This window comes from Natrinema limicola JCM 13563 (genome assembly GCF_000337475.1).
Classification (GTDB): domain Archaea; phylum Halobacteriota; class Halobacteria; order Halobacteriales; family Natrialbaceae; genus Natrinema; species Natrinema limicola.
Genome location: NZ_AOIT01000065.1, coordinates 37095 through 51852 on the forward strand (window position 1 = coordinate 37095; position 14758 = coordinate 51852).

Here is a 14758-nt window from a genome sequence, read left to right on the forward strand (position 1 = left end):
AATGCTCGAAGTAGATTCCTTCACGAAGTACTACGGGGAACTCTGCGCCGTCGAGGACCTCTCCTTCCGGATCGAGGAAGGGGAGTTCGTCACGTTGCTCGGCCCCTCCGGCTGTGGGAAGTCGACGACGCTCCACGCGATCGCCGGTCTCGTCGAACCGACCGATGGGCGCATCCGCCTTCGCGGGACGGACGTGACGGACCTCCCACCCGAGAAGCGCAACATCGGGATGGCGTTTCAGTCGACGGCACTGTTTCCTCACATGACCGTCCGGGAAAACATCGCCTACGGGCTGAAGATGCATGGCTACTCCGCGGCCGACGTCGAAGACCGCGTCGAGGAGTCACTCGAGCTCGTCGATATGCCCGACCACGGCGATCACAAACCGGGCGAACTCTCCGGTGGCCAACAACAGCGTGTCTCGCTGGCTCGCTCGCTCGCCTACGAGCCCGACATCCTCCTGCTCGACGAACCTCTCACGGGCCTCGATCGGGTCCTCCGTGAAGAGATGCGCGGCTGGCTCAATCGCATCCAACGCGAAGTCAACGTCACGACGCTGTACGTCACCCACGATCAGGAGGACGCGCTGTCGATGTCGGATACGGTCGTCGTCCTCAACGACGGCCAAGCCCAGCAGATCGACAGCCCTGAGCGAATCTACGAGTCACCAGCCAATCCGTTCGTCGCGGAGTTCGTCGGCAAGTCCACGCAGTTCACCGGCACCGTCACCCACGAGAACGGGCAGGCCGTCGTCTACAACGACGAAAAGCGGATCACGCTCCCCGACTCGAGCATCGACGACGACCAGTCCGTCTCACTGTACGTCCGGCCGGAAGACATCGAGGTCAGCCCGGAGCCGATGGGGGCCGAAAACGAGTTCCGCGGGATCATAACCGATATCGCGAACCTCGGGAACCGCGCGGAACTCTCGGCCACTCTCGAAGATGGCTCGACGGCGCTTGCACACACCACGCGGTTTCCGGATATCGATGTCGACGACGATATCTTCCTCAGGTTCCCAGCCGAGCGGGTGATCGTCCTATGAGCGTCCAACGGGGCGGTCTGGGGAGAGTGACGCACATTATCGGCGAAGGGCTCGAGGGGCGGATCGCCAATCGACATCTGGCACTGTTCGGGCTCGGATTCGTCGGCCTGTTTTTCGTCCTGCCGATCCTGTTGTTGATCCCGGAGAGTCTGAACCTCGGGTCGACGACGCCGTTCGAATCCTACCGGCGTGTGGCAAACGGTATTTACGTGGACGCGTTCGTCCGGTCGTTCCTTTACGGGTTCGTCACGACCGTCGTCACGCTCGCGTTGGCGTACATGCTGTCGTACTTCCTCGCGTTTAGCACCGAGCGCGTCCGAACAGCGATGATTCTCATCATCGTTCCGCTGTGGATCGCGTACATCGTCCGGTACTTCGGCATCCTGCTGTTCCTGTCACCGGCCGGTCCGCTGGCCGACCTGACCGGGTTCGAGACGGATCTGCTGTTTACCACCCCGGCAGTCATCATCGGCCTCGCGAACGTCTACCTGCCGTTCGCCGTGTTGCCGATCTACAACTCGTTGAACGCCATCGATGAGGAACTAGTCAACGCTTCGCGTGTGCTCGGTGCCGGGAAATGGCGGACGATAACTAAGGTCATCTTCCCGCTGAGTCTGCCGGGACTGGTCGCTGCCGGGCTCATCGTGTTCATCCTCGCAGCCGGCTCGTTCCTCGGTCCGGCTGTGCTTGGCGGCCCAAACCAGACCATGATCGCGAACGTCATCGCACAGGCGTTCTTGGACAACTTCAACATCCAGTTCGCCTCCGCACTGGCGATCGTGTACACAGTCCTGCTTGTCGGACTCCTGTTAGTGTTCAACACGCTGTTCGATCTTCAGGAGGTGCTTGGGAACATATGAGTACACGTACGACAACGAAACTCGAGGGAGTTACGTTCCGGGCGCTCATCACGCTCGTGTTCGCCTTCCTCCTGTTGCCGGTCCTGATCGTGGTTCTGACGTCGTTCACGCAACAGAACTTCCCGGCGATTCCACAGGAGGGGGTCTCGCTCAAGTGGTATCAGGAACTGCTGGCTGACCAGCGACTGCTCAACGCGCTCACAGTGAGTCTGATCGTCTCGACGGTATCGGCGATCCTGTCTGCCATCATCGGGACAATCGCCGCTATCGGCTTCGTCCGCGGGGAGTTCCCCTACAAAGAACAGATCTCGACGGTCATGCTCCTCCCGATGATTATTTCACCTGTCATCACGGGAATCGCGCTCGTCCGCTATTTCAGCACCATCCAGCTTCCGTCGGGCTTTCCGGCGCTCATCCTCGGCCACACGGTGCTGTCGCTTCCGTACGTCTTCTTGCTGGTGCGTTCGGAATTGCTTACCTACGACAGGGACCTCGAGCGCGCGTCGCGCGTTCTCGGTGCGGATCCCGCCACCACGTTCCGGCACGTGACTGGTCCCATTATCTCGCCAGCCATCCTCGCCGGCGCGTTCATCGCGTTCGTCGTCTCGTTCGGCGAGTTCACGGCAACGCAGTTTCTCATCTCGCCGGGCACCAGCACCGTTCCGGTCGTCATCTACACGATGCTCCGGACGGGACTGACCCCGACGATCAACGCACTCTCGGTCGTGCTCATCGTCGTCATGCTCGTCCTCGCACTCTCCAGTCGAAAGCTCTCATCGACGTAATTCGTATTCTCCTCGATGGTCGTTGGTTCCCCCGGCAGTGTTCAAATGCGAATTGATACGTAAGGTGTTACGTTTTCTGAGACGGGCTGCTGTCCCGCTGTCCCGGTGGGCTCGCAGTGCGGGGTACGGTCCCGCCGGAACTGACTGACAGGAGTCCGTATGGATGGTAATTAGGCGTCGGAACGATCCGCAGCCGACTGCGTGTCGTGTGCCTCCTCGACGCGCGCGGCGTGTTTCTCGAGGTCTGCCGCAAGCGTCCGAGCTTGCTCGGGTGTCAACTCGAGGGCCTCCATGTGTGCGGGCAGGTGGGCTTCGGTCATGTTGTCCAGTTCGAACTGCAACCGAACGCAGTCGGGGTCGTCTCGATTCGCCGTTGCGTTCACGACGGCGAGCGATTCCGTCTCGAAGTCGTGGCCCGTCACGACGGCGTCGACGAGATCGAGAGTCGTGTACGCGTTGACTTTCATTAGCCGGTCAGCCATGTTAGTCGTCCGATGGGATCGGTGTCCCATCGGCTCGTGCCGGAGCAGGGCTTGCCTCGAGGTCGTCGTCCTCGGCGTAGGGATACCAAGTGCGCTTCGTATTGTGCAGGTACGGATCATCGTAATCCGTCTCTTCTGGCTCGATGAGATCGGCCAGTTCCTCGTCGTCTCGCTCGAGGACGAACTCCCGGAAGCTCTCCGTGCCGTCGCGGGCAGCCGCGAAGTTCTCGAGTAAGTTCGCGATCGCACCGGGAACTTCGTCCGCCGGGACGCGTTCGGCGACCCATGACGCAAACTGTGGGTTCTCACCGAGTCCGCCGCCGAGCCCGATATCGAGGGCTTCGACCGGGTCGCCGTTCTTGCGCGTTTTCATCCCTCGCAGGGAGACGTCAGCGATCTGAGGTTGGGCACACGAGGCCGTACAGCCAGACAGGTGAATGTGGAAGTCCTCCACGCCGTCCGGCAGATCGACGTTCTCCTTGAGCCAGCGGGCGTAACGCACCTGTCGGTTCTTCGTCTCGACGATCGAAAGCGAACAGAACTCGGTCCCCGTACAGGCGATCGACCCGCGCTGGAACGGATGGGGATCGGGGCTGTATTCCTCGAAGACCGTCTCCTCGAGCAGCGCGTCGAGATTCTCGTCGGGAACGTCGGTGAGGATGATGTTCTGGCGCTGTGTCAGCCGCACCTCGCCGGACGCGTATTCTTCAGCCGCGTCGGCGATCTCGTAGGCGTCGTCGACGCCGATCCGGCCGACGAGAACGTTCAATCCGACATAGAAATTCCCGTCGACTTGCTCGTGGACGCCGACGTGGTCGTGTTTGCCGTCGGCGTCGCCCGCGTTGTACGAGTATGACTCGCGGAGGTCATCGCCGGCGGTCTCGAGGTCGAAGTCGACGTACTCCGCCTGAAGCGTCTCGCGGATTTTCTCCGGCCCCCACTCGTCGACGAGGAACTTCATGCGCGCGTTGTAGCGGTTCTCGCGGTCGCCGTGGTCACGAAAGAGCGCCGAGAGGCCACCCGCGACGTCGACGGCCTGCTCCGGCGTGGCGAAGACGTCGATATCTCGGGCGAATCGCGGCTCGTTGCGCGAGAGGCCACCGCCGACGCGAACGTTGTAGCCGGTGACCATCTCCCCGTCGAGTTCCTTCTCGGCGGGTTCGAACGAGAGGTCGTTGATATCGCCCTGGCCACAGCCTTCGTCACAGCCCGTCACTGAGACCTTCCACTTCCGCGGGAGGTTCGAGTGTGCCTCGTTCTGTTTGAACGTCTCGTTGAGTTCAGTGGCAAGGGCACCCGCATCGACGTGCTCGTGTTTGTCCTTGCCGGCGACCGGGCAGCCGACGATGTTTCGCCAGGAGTCGCCACACGCCTGCACCGTCGAGAGACCGACCTCTTCGAGCCGGTCGAAGAGTTCGGGAACGTCCTCGAGTCGGATCCAGTGCAGTTGGATCGCCTGCCGGGTAGTCACGTCGAGCCAGCCGTTGCCGAACTCGGGGTTTTCGGCGGGGCCGCGGGAGAATTCGTCGGCGAGTTCGACGAGACGCCGGAACTGGCCCGGCTCGAGGACGCCACTCGGCGGGCCGATCCGCAGCATAAAGTACGATTCCTGCCCAGCCCGCTGGTGATATAGGCCGAACCATTTGAAGCGCTCGAACCAGGCGTCTCGCTCGTCGTCGGGAATCGACTCCCAGCCCTCCCCGGCGAAGCGCTCGATTTCGGCGCGTATTTCGGTTCCATAGAGTTCGTCCTTCCAGTGCTCGACGTCGGTAGGCATTACGACCGCATATGGAGGGTACACATAAGACACGTCGTCTGTCGTCAGTTCTCCCCGCGTCTCGGCGGTTCCGGTCGTCTTTGCCACTAGCGACTTACGGACGTTCGCCGTCGGGTTCGACGAGCCACTGGACGTCCTCGGGGTCGTATGGATAGAAGTCATCGTTCACGATGCGGCCGACGGGAAGGCGCTCGATCGAATCACGCGTGCCACACTCGAGACACTGCCCGACTGCGTGGGCGACGACGATCGAGCCGTCGACATCGACATCGACGAACGCCTCGAGCAGGACGTACGCCGGGCTACAGTCACAGAACGTACCAGTCGTAAGGGTCCAGACGTCGCTGACGCTCACTTGGCGACTGTCGTTGACGCTGATCCATGCGCCGTCGTCGAGCGTCCGCAGGGCGATCGACATACGGGACGTTGGCCCACTGTCTCCCTTCGTCTATCGCCCCGTGCAAACCTTACCGACGTGCAGACGCCGTATTCGCCGAAAACAGCATAACGGCAGCGGGTTCGAACCGTTTCGGCCGAACCCAGATATCGGAGAGAATAGCCGGTATAAGCGAGCACGCGACTCGTTCTGAGCAACAGGTTGTGCTGGGGATAGAAACGAGCATCTTCGATGTTTCACGGAGACGTACAGAAATCGCGCTCGCTTCGAGGACTGTTCGACTCGAGGGCTTACGACTTCGACGCAGAGGGGAGAAACTGAGCGCAGTTCGGGCACCAGGTAGAGTTGTCCGCCCGTAGTTTTTGTTTCCCACCACAGGTGGAACACCGCGAGGCTGCGTACTGAACCATACACCTCATCACGAGAGCACGATTATATCTTTGTCGTTCTGGTATTTCAGCCAAAAAAGTTGTGAATTCACCTGCTGACGACGATCAGAATCGGCGATACGTCCACGGGACGATGTCGGCGATCTCGATTCGGTGACAACGGTCGAGATGGGGACGTCCCGTGTGAACGTGTCCTGTCGGCTCCTGTTATCCCTGGCCGACCAGCGAGTCCTCTTCGTCCCACTCCTGCTCGCGCAGTTCGTACTTTTCGACCTTTCCGGTCGCCGTCGTCGGCAATTGCTTGACGAACTCGACCCGGCGGACGACCTTGTAGCTCGCGAGGTTCTCACGAGTGAAGTCGATGATCTCCTCGGCGGTCACACCGGGATCCGTTGGATCACCGTTGGCAGGCACGATAAACGCCTTCGGCGTCTCGCCCCACTGGTCGCTGGGCGACGGAATCACGGCAACCTCGGCGACCTCGGGGTGTTCGTAGAGCGTGTCCTCGAGTTCGATACTCGAGATGTTCTCGCCGCCGGAGATGATGATGTCCTTCTTGCGGTCCTGGATCGCGATCATGCCGTTCTCGTCGACGGTGGCGAGATCGCCCATGTGGAACCAGCCCTCGAGGCGGTCGTTGAACGCCCGCTCGGTCTCCTCGGGGTTCTCCCAGTAGCCTTCCATGATCTGGTTGCCACGGACGACGATCTCGCCGATCGTCGCATCGTCCCACGGGACCTCGTTGCCGTCGTCGTCGACGACGCGGATCTCCGTGCCGAGCATCGGGATTCCCTGTCGCTTCTTGATGTCGTAGCGGGCCTGATCGTCCTCGAGGAAGCGATTGACCTCGGAGGTGGCGATGAGCGGGCCGGTCTCGGTCGCACCGTAGACGTGTGCCAGTTCCCAGCCGAACTCGTCTTCGACGGTTCGGATCGTCGCTTCCGGCGGGGCGCTGCCGGCGGTCGCGACGCGAACGTCGTTGTCGCCGGTCGTCACCGGCTCGTTTTCGTCGTAGTAATCGAGGAGCATGTTGAGCACGGTCGGGGCGGCACAGAAGTACGAGACGTCTTCCTCCTGAATCGTCTCGAACACGTCGCCTGCGTCGACGCCGCGCGTACAAACGTGCGTGCCGCCGATGCCGGTGATCGAGAAGACGTGACCCCAGCCGTTGACGTGGAACATCGGCAGCGTCCACAGATAGACATCGTCGTCGCTGATGTCGCGGTGGACCGACGAACAGTAGGCGTGGATGGTCTCGCCGCGGTGGTTTCGCATCACGCCTTTCGGGTCACCCGTCGTCCCCGAGGTGTAGTTGATCGTGATGATGTCCTCTTCGTCCATTTCGGGCCGGTCGTACGTCGGCTCGGTGTCTGCGAGCACCTCGTCGAAGTCCTCCCAGTCACCGTCGACCTCGTCGGCGTTGGACGCAATGAACGTCTCGACCGGAACCTCGTCACGGACGGCCTCGACCTGGTCAGCGTACTCGTGGTCTGCGATGATCGCAGTCACGTCGCAGTCGTTGAGCATGTACTCGAAATCCGACGGGACGAGCCGGTAGTTCAGCGGCGTGTGAACGGCCCCGATCTGCGTGATCCCGTAGACAGACTCGAGGTGGTAGTGGGTGTTGGGCGCGAGCACGGCGACGCGGTCACCTTTTTCGACACCGCGGTCCTGCAGCGCCGCCGAGAGTCGATCGGCTCGCTCGCCGAACTCGTCGTAGGTGAATCGATCGCCGTTCGCAGCGACGATGGCCTCTTCCTCGCCAAAATACGTTCGGGCACGGTCTAAAAACTGCGGGACGAGTAGTGGTCGATCCATATTCAATCGAGTGCTGGCGGTGGTTTAAAACTAACTCAATTCCCCGAATTTCGCAACAAATTAGGTATAATAATTCGTGATAGACCAAATCTGTCAGATGAACGTGCGTGAGTATCGGACCGGGACGTTCTCGGATACGTCACAGCAACGCGTCTGTTAGTGGTTGGGATACGGAGTCGGATGGAGAACAGAAGCCGGGAGTCACAGGAGAGGGCGAGTAGTGTTGGGAGAGACACCGTCCTCACCCTCGAGTTACGGCAAACGACTGTCCTCGTTGGCTGCCCTGGCAGCCATGATAGTATATACCAAACGGCCTGTTGAATCTATCGCTACTTCGCAGTGAGTGGGCCAACAGACGCGATGAGCGATCGAAACGGCTGTCACAACTCGTTGTACTGCAACGACGTAATCCGTCCCTGCCACGCGTGCATGTCGCCGCCCGGGAGGTGCCAGACGACCTCTCCCTCCGTCGGCACGCGGATACCGTTCCGTGTCTCGTAGTTCCGCCAATAGCCAGACCAGGGTGTCGACTCGTATCCATCGTCGACGCGCCGATACCGGTCAGCGTGGACGCGAGCTACCACATCGTCTTCGGTAAACGAAAACGTGAGCGAAGCAGACACGGCCCCGTTTTCGATGGTTGCTTTCGCCGTCCGCTCATCGATCGACTCCCACTCGACCCCCGCTGTGGGAAGGAGCGCAGTCGGATACCACACCGCCTCGGCGAGGTACCGCATCAGTGCCGCTTCTTCCAGTTCCGGACTCGAGTCGCCCCTCTCGAGTGGGATGACCCCGAACAGCGAGACGCTTGCCGTGCCCTGCCAGTCGTGGAATTGGTCACGGACGCGGACCGAGACGAGCGGCGCGAGACGGACCGACGTATCCCAGATGAACCCTGGCGGCTCGACCGTGACGTACTGTGTCGCTGCAAACGGTTTCCACGCTGCTGTTGCGCCGCCGGGACGTAGCCTGCCAGTCTGCTCGAGACGGACCGAGTCGATGTATGGGTGTCCCTCCTGCAGAACGGTGTCGAAATATGTGCGGACGGGGGTGGGTAGTCCTTCAAGATCATCTTCGGTGACCACACGCTCACGTCCAGTGGTCGCAGTCTGCCGAAGCTCGGCCACGCGCCGGGCCGTCTCACGCCGACGCCAGCCGATGCTGGCGAGAACGATGACGAGAAGCGCGATACCGATACCACCAACGCGTTCTCGAATGCGATCGGAGAACATAGCTACACGGTCACGTCAGCGCCCGAAACCATAGTCAGCTTGCTTGTTGCTGGTTCGCTGCGAGGGGACTCCTTCGACGCAACTGTAAGTTGCGGTCGATGGCACTATCGTTGCTCGAGACAGCAGTGAACACGGCGGGTCTCGCCGTTAGCCGATATACTGTGATTTCCATTCGTGTCGGTCCACGATCGCTTGCTCGCCGTCCGCTGTAATCGCATAGTAGTTCGTTCGCCTGTCGAGCTGTCCTTTCTCGACGAGGCCTTTGTTGACGAGGGTGTCGAGATTCGGGTACAGCCGTCCATGATTGATCTCGCTCCTGTAGTATTCCTCAACCTCTTCTTTGATCTCCTGTCCAGACGGTCGATCAAACCCAGCGATCACGTACAGCAGGTCTCGTTGAAATCCTGTGAGGTCATCCATGTCACAGGCGTTCAGCTGAGTCAATATTTGTTATCCAACACGTACACCGCTGTAAGGTAGCGTAACTGGCCATCCCTTTATTCGTCATGCTGAAATCGAGCGGTACACTCGACAGGTGCCGAAATCGATCACTGAGGAATAGTCTCCTCGTATTTTATCCGCCGTCACATTTTGCTCGACATTCGGTGACTTTCTCCAAGTGTTCAAATATACTGAAGTTAGCGAGCGATGTACGACAACACGACGACAGGTCTATGCTAGGATCATACCGATCACGCCAACTTGCACGAATTGGCTTACTGGTTCTCATCGCACTCGTTACGGGGACACGTGTGAGTAGCTACGAGACCAGTCCGTGGGGGTGGATCGCAGTATTCGCTGTCGTGACCGCTCTCATTTTTGGTCCGATCACGTGGCTTATTCGTGATCGTGTTTCCAAAGAACAGCGCGAACGTCTCAGTTACGTTGTGACTGGTATCGTGCTCCTCTGTGTCCCACTTGCCATTGGACTTGGATTCGTTGTTGAGGGACTCCTCTTTTTCATCGACGTCGGCATACTTGGCAGCGTTATCGGTCTTGCAGTCACGTTTCTCGTCGAGCGGACAGTGATCCCCGAACGGTTTGGTGGCACCGCTCAGTAACCTGCCTCGAGGTCATGGTATTCGAGAGATTGCATCTCTCGTGTGCAAACGAACCCAGTGGTGTCGCGGACGGCGAGAAATCGTCATCTCCTCGAGCAGTCGGCGCGAAGCTCCGCTTCGCTCGTAGATCTGCTGGTACGGTGACTCGGCGCATTCGCGACCCGATGGGTGTCCCGAGATATCGGGACAGCAGACCATCTCAAGCGTTCTGGGGACGTCTTCAGGTGCGAGAGACTGTCAGTCTGTTGTATCCTGTTTCCATCGCTGGATGACCTCGACAACGGGTTCTTCATCACCGAGTTGTCCGATCGTCTGTTCGAGTCCAGTCGCTCGGAGCACTCGAGCGACTTGCGGGTCAGCACCTGCGACACGGAGGTCGATCTCTCGCTTCTGTAAGTCGTTGTGGAGGTCCTTGAGCATCTCTGCTGCGGTGACATCGATCGATGGCGACGAGATGAGATCGAACACGACAAGCGAGGGCGCTGTTTCTTCGGCGTCAACCCGAGTCAGGAGGTCGTCACGGACTGTGGGTGCGTTTGCGTAGAATAGTGGTGCTTCGACTCGATACACGAACACGTCCTGTACCGGCTTGGCTTCGGGGTGCCGATCCTGTTCGACGAAGTAACCCGTCCCTGGGATGCGTCCGAGAACGGAAGTGACTGGAACGGTAACGTGTGCGATGACGTTCAGCATGGAAAGGACAACGCCGATGAGCACACCCCAGAGCATCCCGAAGGCGAGCACAGCGACCAACACTGCGACGGCGATAGCGAACTCGGACGTACTGACAGTGTAGAGACGACGCAGTCCCGAGAGGTCGATGAGGCTCGTGACGGCAACGATGACGACGGCCGCGAGAACCGCTTCGGGGAGGTTCGTGAAAATCCCCGTGAGAAACACCAAGACGACCACGAGCGCGCCCGCAACGATCGCACTGGTGACCTGTGTTTTCCCACCGACCGCGTCGTTCAGCGCCGAGCGGGACATGCTTCCGCCCACGGCGAACCCCCCACCGAGGCCGGCAGCGAGGTTAGCGACGCCGGTCGAGAGGAGTTCCTGATTCGCGTCGATATCGTAGTCGTTCTCTCGAGCAAACGTCTCGATCGCACCGATTCCCTGAACATACGAGAGCAAGAACAAGGCCCCGGCGATCGGGATGAGTGACCGGATTGTCGATAGGGATGGCACTGCGGGGATCGTCAGTGACGGGAGACCACTCGGAATCTGTCCTACGATGGCGATCCCCTGCTGTTGGAAATCGGTGACCGTGAGGAGAAGAATCGACGCCAGGACGACGATCAGAGCCGTTGGAAGGCGTGGAAATCGCCACTCGCCAAGTGCGAGGATGGCAATAGCGACGACACCGAGAAACAGCGTCGGAGGGTTCGTCGCACCCAAATGTGCTCCGACGTAGGCGAGTCGCTCGAAGAAGACACCGCTTGCACCGTCGATGCCAAACAGCGGCCCGAGCTGGGTCGACATGATGTACAATGCTGCCCCCGTAGAGAAGCCAGTAAGGACGGCATCGGAAATGAAATGAACGAGGAATCCGAGCTGGAAGAGCCAGGCAACGACGGCAAAGACGCCGACGAGGACCGTTGTCCAGAAAACGAGCGCGGCGTAGGCGGCCGTCCCACCGGTCGCGACCGACCCGACACTTGCCGCCAGCAGGATCGCCAGTGCTGACGTGGGTCCGAATATCACTTGTCTCGAGGTGCCGAAGAACACGTACGCAGCCGTTGCCAGCAACCCGGCATACAGCCCCGTCACCGGCGGCATATTCGCCAGCGACGCATACGCTAGCCCTTCAGGGATCACCGACGCCGTGACCGTGATCCCAGCGAGTACGTCACGTCGAAGCCACGAGGGATTATAGTTCGGTACCCACTCGACGATGGGAACCATCGAGTCGAGTGCCGACTCGAGACGGTCGCCGAACGGACCGGTCATCGTGATGAATTCAGGTCGGCCCCTATTCAATCTTCACCGGCAGACGCCGCACGATACAAGTGGGTGGATCAGCGTTTACAGTAGTTGGTAATGCCATTCCTTTATCTAGCGTAGATCGTGAAACGAATGGCAAGTACAGGCGAAGGATGTAACGCGACAGATTGTGATCTGACCAATCCCTGATAGAGATTGCATGCAAGATGTAGAGGGTGAGTTCAGCACGATACCCTATACATTTTACACTAGGTGCGTTGAATTAGATATTTAGTAGATATGCGTATTCACCGTGCTTCGAAAGAAGGGGAGGTGGAACTTCGATCAGAATAGGTCGTACAACACTAATCTACGGTAACATAACGTGAGGCCGATAGAAACACCAGTATTTGTTTAGCCACTAACAACTTTTTTATCAATTTGCATCTTCCGTTCTAGTATGAACCGACCAACGAGGCGGGCAGTCCTGGGATCCCTTGCAGGTGGAACGCTCGCCGGTATGGGTGGCTGCCTGCAAATGTTCTCGGAGAACGCAAGCGGTCCCAAATCCGAAGATGAAAGTTGGAAGACTGTCTCGCCAAACCCGTTTACCGCCGTCGCCAAATCCCGCTCTCCGATAGCCACATTCGGCGGCTCCAATCGATCGGAATCTTTCGGGCGGGTAGTCGCTACGACGGGCGATACTGTGTTCGTCGGCGTGCCCCAAGCTACTCCCGATGGCGTCAAAAAAGCCGGAATCGTGGCCGTGTTTGAACAATTGGGGAATGGATGGGAGCAGACAGCGACACTGACTGGTCGGAAACATAAACGCGACTATTTCGGCGGACAGATCGCAGCCAGCGGGTCGACGCTGCTGATCGGCAACGAGTACAACTACTCGGGGACGTCGCGAATCCCCGTGTCGGTGTTTGAGCGATCGAACGGTGACGGCTGGGAACTGGCGACGGAACTAACTGAGCGCGTCTACGTCGAATCGATGGCCGTGGACGGTGATACGGCCGTCCTGCGGACGGCAGACAGCGACGAGCTCGTAGATGTCTTTGAGCGCGAAAACGGAGAATGGGGACAGCGACAGACGCTGTCTGCTGACAATCGGAATGACGGACGGATCGTCAGATCAGTTGCGGCTGATGGCGAGCTGTCTCTTATACACATCTCTNGAGATGTGTATAAGAGACAGGTGGAACCATCAGACGACCCTCTCCGGAGCGACGGGGAGCGATCACTTCGGCTGGTCGGTTTCGGTGGCCGGTAGGAAGGCATTGATCGGCGATTACATCAACGATACAGCGTACGTGTTCAGCCTCTCAGACGATCACTGGTCTCGCGAGCAGATGTACACCGCGACCAGTGGTGATTCGTCTCAGTACTTCGGTGACACAGTTGCGATGGACGGCAATACGTTGCTAGTCGGCACACCGCACGTCCAGTTCGGCGACTCGGTCGGTGCGGTATACAAACTGGATCAGCCGTCCAGTACAAACGACCCGCGAGGTATATATTTCACAGCACCCGATACGTCCGAGCAGTTCGGCGACGTGATAGCGACCACAAACGGAACAACAATCGTCGCAGGCAGGCATTCCGGGGAGAGGTTCATCTACATTTACGAACAGTGACTCCGGTCGATCTCAGAACGTGAACCCGTTGTATCAGTGGCTCTCCCGACATATTCTAAACGGAAAGCAGCTCGAGTGGAGTGATAAATGTACGCTCTGTACTGACCGACCTTCGCTTCTTATCATCGACCGTTACCTCATACCACATTCGCGCTGTGGGTTCAGCAGGGAGAATTCAAACTACTCGACTCCTGTCAGGAATAGCGTGACCGACTCAGAGGCACCATGCAGCACGGCGGCTTCTTTTCTTTCGTGCCAGAGACGTTAAACCAGCTGCTCACTGGGCCTGTGAATTGAGTGTTTTGGGTTACCGAGGAGTCCGAACACTGCCCCGTCTTCGGTTCCGTTTCTGGAGAGAGTGTTCCAACGATTACCGTACCGATAATCGGGGGAATGAACATCCCAACAAAGGCTCTTGTGACAGAGGTTGTTGATAGCCTCATACTGCCGGACAAAACGGTTCATCCCTCGATCCCTAAGACGTGTCGCCGACGGTGACAGCCGTCGAGACGCGATCGAGTAGTCACTGACTGTTGTCCGGTAGTATCAAGAACGTTGTGGGGGTTGGTTTGGAGTCGATGTGTGGCTCCACTTGAGATCGAGTAACCCCGGGAGTTGAGAGTCTGATGTGGCGGTCTGTACATATTTAAGCGGCGGGGTTCGCGAGATGCGCCGTCAGGACTCGCGCCACTTGTGGCCGCACTCGACGCAGGTGAACAGCCGAACCTCGTAGGAGCCGCCCGGCTTCGGCATCAACTCGGAGTAGGCCCGGTCGCTGTCGCAGTCGTCCGCCGGACAGGGCTCCTGCATCGTCTCGGTGGAGTTCTGGGTCGCGTCGGCCACGGCGGGTGCCCCGTCGTCCCGCTGTCCATCTTGGGTCGCCATCGCCGCTTCTGCTTGCGAGTCGCGCGGCTCCTCGTTCTCACAGGAGCGACACACCCACGTGTCGCCCTCCGTATGCATCATCGAACCACACTCGTCACAGAATTGCATATAAAGTAGGATACACGGTTGTCGGATATATGTGTTAACTTCCGATCCGTCGTGGATTTCATACTGCCGGATAGAACGACGTGAAGCCGGTCGCGAATTTGCGGCCGTCCCCTAGGTGACGGCCGCATACATGCGACCGGCTTCGTATTGACTTCTGTCCAGTAGTATCAGGCAACTGTTCATATTGACTGTACTGAGTTATCGAAGAGGTAATAGGAAGCGTGGCTCTATTGAAATCCTCTGTAGTTGATACATCTTGCCCGGTCACGGTCAACACAGTGAAGCACGTATCGTTCAGTACAGCGCGAAGAGTTAGCGCTCAGTACGGCATAACGTTTTACTACGCAAACAACACA

The 14758-nt window shown here is 59.0% G+C and carries 13 protein-coding genes; 5 read left to right on the forward strand and 8 right to left on the reverse strand.

Annotated elements, in window-relative coordinates; genetic code table 11:
- Window position 1 precedes the first annotated feature (1 nt).
- The 3 genes from C476_RS15455 to C476_RS15465 are packed head-to-tail and all read left to right on the forward strand — an operon-like array spanning window position 2 to window position 2690.
- On the forward strand, window positions 2–1045 hold the full coding sequence (locus C476_RS15455) for an ABC transporter ATP-binding protein (RefSeq protein ID WP_008014606.1): 1044 nt from the start codon (window positions 2–4) through the stop codon (window positions 1043–1045).
- Complete coding sequence (locus C476_RS15460; protein ID WP_008014607.1) at window positions 1042–1905, forward strand: ABC transporter permease; 864 nt, start codon at window positions 1042–1044, stop codon at window positions 1903–1905. The genes C476_RS15455 and C476_RS15460 overlap by 4 nt, the downstream gene beginning before the upstream one ends.
- On the forward strand, window positions 1902–2690 hold the full coding sequence (locus tag C476_RS15465) for an ABC transporter permease (RefSeq protein WP_008014608.1): 789 nt from the start codon (window positions 1902–1904) through the stop codon (window positions 2688–2690). Before C476_RS15460 ends, C476_RS15465 begins: the two co-directional genes overlap by 4 nt.
- 170 nt (window positions 2691–2860) lie before the next feature.
- Here C476_RS15465 and C476_RS15470 read toward each other — a convergent pair whose 3' ends face one another.
- From C476_RS15470 to C476_RS15495, 6 genes are all read right to left on the reverse strand, one after another.
- Window positions 2861–3172: a DUF6360 family protein gene (locus tag C476_RS15470; protein ID WP_008014609.1), complete on the reverse strand. Its 312-nt coding sequence runs from the start codon at window positions 3170–3172 to the stop codon at window positions 2861–2863.
- 1 nt (window position 3173) lies between these two features.
- A complete protein-coding gene (locus C476_RS15475; RefSeq protein ID WP_008014610.1) occupies window positions 3174–4949 on the reverse strand; it encodes a nitrite/sulfite reductase in 1776 nt (591 codons plus the stop codon).
- Window positions 4950–5043: 94 nt separating this feature from the next.
- Entirely contained in the window at window positions 5044–5367 is a 324-nt protein-coding gene (locus C476_RS15480; RefSeq protein ID WP_008014611.1) for a hypothetical protein, read from the reverse strand.
- 575 nt (window positions 5368–5942) lie between these two features.
- A complete protein-coding gene (locus tag C476_RS15485; protein WP_008014613.1) occupies window positions 5943–7553 on the reverse strand; it encodes a long-chain-fatty-acid--CoA ligase in 1611 nt (536 codons plus the stop codon).
- A gap of 380 nt (window positions 7554–7933) precedes the next feature.
- Window positions 7934–8785 (reverse strand): DUF6544 family protein, encoded by an 852-nt coding sequence (locus C476_RS15490; protein ID WP_008014614.1) that lies wholly within the window; start codon window positions 8783–8785, stop codon window positions 7934–7936.
- A 147-nt stretch (window positions 8786–8932) separates the two neighbouring features.
- Complete coding sequence (locus C476_RS15495) at window positions 8933–9205, reverse strand: helix-turn-helix transcriptional regulator (protein WP_008014615.1); 273 nt, start codon at window positions 9203–9205, stop codon at window positions 8933–8935.
- 467 nt (window positions 9206–9672) lie between these two features.
- Between C476_RS15495 and C476_RS18750 the strand changes: the two genes are divergently transcribed.
- Window positions 9673–9846, forward strand: coding sequence for a hypothetical protein (locus C476_RS18750; RefSeq protein ID WP_160162905.1), 174 nt, complete (start codon window positions 9673–9675; stop codon window positions 9844–9846).
- Between the two features lie 237 nt (window positions 9847–10083).
- On the opposite strand, the gene C476_RS15505 is transcribed toward C476_RS18750, so the two are convergent.
- Window positions 10084–11796 carry a SulP family inorganic anion transporter gene (locus C476_RS15505; RefSeq protein ID WP_008014617.1) on the reverse strand — a complete coding sequence of 571 codons (1713 nt, stop codon included), beginning with the start codon at window positions 11794–11796 and terminating at the stop codon, window positions 10084–10086.
- 1238 nt (window positions 11797–13034) lie between these two features.
- On the opposite strand from C476_RS15505, the gene C476_RS19460 reads away from it, so the two are divergent.
- A complete protein-coding gene (locus C476_RS19460) occupies window positions 13035–13409 on the forward strand; it encodes an FG-GAP repeat protein (protein WP_049911957.1) in 375 nt (124 codons plus the stop codon).
- A 675-nt stretch (window positions 13410–14084) separates the two neighbouring features.
- Here the strand turns inward: C476_RS19460 and C476_RS15520 are convergent.
- Window positions 14085–14402, reverse strand: a complete 318-nt coding sequence (locus C476_RS15520; protein WP_008014618.1) for an RPA12/RPB9/RPC11 RNA polymerase family protein — start codon at window positions 14400–14402, stop codon at window positions 14085–14087.
- Window positions 14403–14758: the final 356 nt, after the last annotated feature.